Source organism: Dechloromonas sp. ZS-1 (assembly GCF_039649255.1).
Taxonomy (GTDB): domain Bacteria; phylum Pseudomonadota; class Gammaproteobacteria; order Burkholderiales; family Rhodocyclaceae; genus Azonexus.
The window spans coordinates 1-1348 of the sequence record NZ_JBDIYD010000035.1 but is presented as its reverse complement, the minus strand read 5'-3'; the positions used below and the strand labels follow the sequence as shown (position 1 = coordinate 1348).

2 protein-coding genes are annotated in these 1348 nt (G+C 48.1%); both read left to right on the top strand.

The features are described 5' to 3' along the window. The first annotated feature begins 280 nt into the window (after positions 1 to 280). Positions 281 to 871: a GNAT family protein gene (locus tag AACO21_RS16635; RefSeq protein ID WP_346193641.1), complete on the top strand. Its 591-nt coding sequence runs from the start codon at positions 281 to 283 to the stop codon at positions 869 to 871. Further along, positions 868 to 1212, top strand: coding sequence for an antibiotic biosynthesis monooxygenase (locus tag AACO21_RS16630; protein ID WP_346193640.1), 345 nt, complete (start codon positions 868 to 870; stop codon positions 1210 to 1212). Before AACO21_RS16635 ends, AACO21_RS16630 begins: the two co-directional genes overlap by 4 nt. The last annotated feature ends 136 nt before the right edge of the window (positions 1213 to 1348 follow it).

Here is a 1348-nt window from a genome sequence, read left to right as displayed (position 1 = left end):
TCGACCCTAAGCGGAACTTGGCTGTAAAACTGGCAATCTCGGCAATGCGTTCTGAAGCGGACAATGCAGTTGGACGAACAATCGACTGACTGAAAATTGGCGTTTTCTTTGGCCTGGATAGCCAAGCGTGGTTATATATACAAACAACTGTATTTCTCGAGAATCCTGCGGAGCCTTGGCACTACTGCCCGTCAATACTCCAACGATGGAACGAATCCAATCCGCCATATGAGCTTAAGAATCCCACATCCACAGAAAGCTAACTGTTAGCTCAAAAAAGATGACTCCTACGCTACAAGGCTCTCTCGTCACGCTACGCCCATTACTTCATACCGATGCCCAGTCGCTTATTGACGCCGCTGCGGATGGAGAACTTTGGTCACTACCATTCACCGTTATTCCTTCTGCCGAGACAGTTGATGACTACATCGATAAAGCACTGAGGGGGCAAGCCGAAGGGAGTGTTATGCCGTTTGCCATTACTCTCAGCGGTGACCAAAGCATCATTGGTTCAACGCGTTTCTGGAAGATTGACCGAGAGAATCGCAAGCTCGAAATTGGCCACACATGGTATTCACAGAGTTGGCAAAGGACGGCTGCAAATACAGAGAGCAAGCTGTTATTGCTGCGATACGCCTTTGAGCAGCTTCAATGTATTCGCGTTCAGTTTACAACTGATTTGTTGAACGAGCGCTCCAAAGCGGCCATTCTGCGTATTGGCGCTGTTCAAGAGGGCATTATTCGGAATGAACGAATAATGCCAAATGGCCGCAAGCGCACATCCATACGATATAGCATTATTGATGATGAATGGCCGAAGGTAAGTACTCAGCTTGAGAGTCGGCTCACCGAACATGAGGAAAAAAGATGATTGCAGTGATTTTTGAGGTTTGGCCGGAAGAAAATAAGGCAAGTAGCTATTTCGAAATCGCTGCTTCGCTTCGCCCCGAATTGGAAAAAATTGATGGCTTCATTTCCATCGAGCGCTTTGAAAGTCTGACGACGAAAGGTAAATATCTATCCCTTTCGTTTTGGCGCGATGAAGAAGCTGTTCGTGCGTGGCGCAATCAGGATGAACATCGCCTTGCTCAAAGCGAGGGACGCCATGGGGTATTCGCAAATTACCGTTTGCGCGTCGCGTCGGTCATACGAGATTATGGCTTGAACGAACGCGACCAAGCACCGAGAGACAGCTTCGGGGTTCATGGTTAGTTCCTAATTTGTACCCTATGCGATGGAGGCTCGTTTTTGGTAAGCGACCGTTCCTCGCAACCTGCATTTCAACGGCAGCTTACAAAACCATTTCTGACAAAAATTGCTTGTAGGAAGAATGGCCGCTTCTGGCCGA

Bases quoted from the DNA above. Each gene is read 5' to 3' on its own strand.
- AACO21_RS16635 (WP_346193641.1), top strand. From the start codon at position 281: ATGACTCCTACGCTACAAGGCTCTCTCGTCACGCTACGCCCATTACTT.
- AACO21_RS16630 (WP_346193640.1), top strand. From the start codon at position 868: ATGATTGCAGTGATTTTTGAGGTTTGGCCGGAAGAAAATAAGGCAAGT.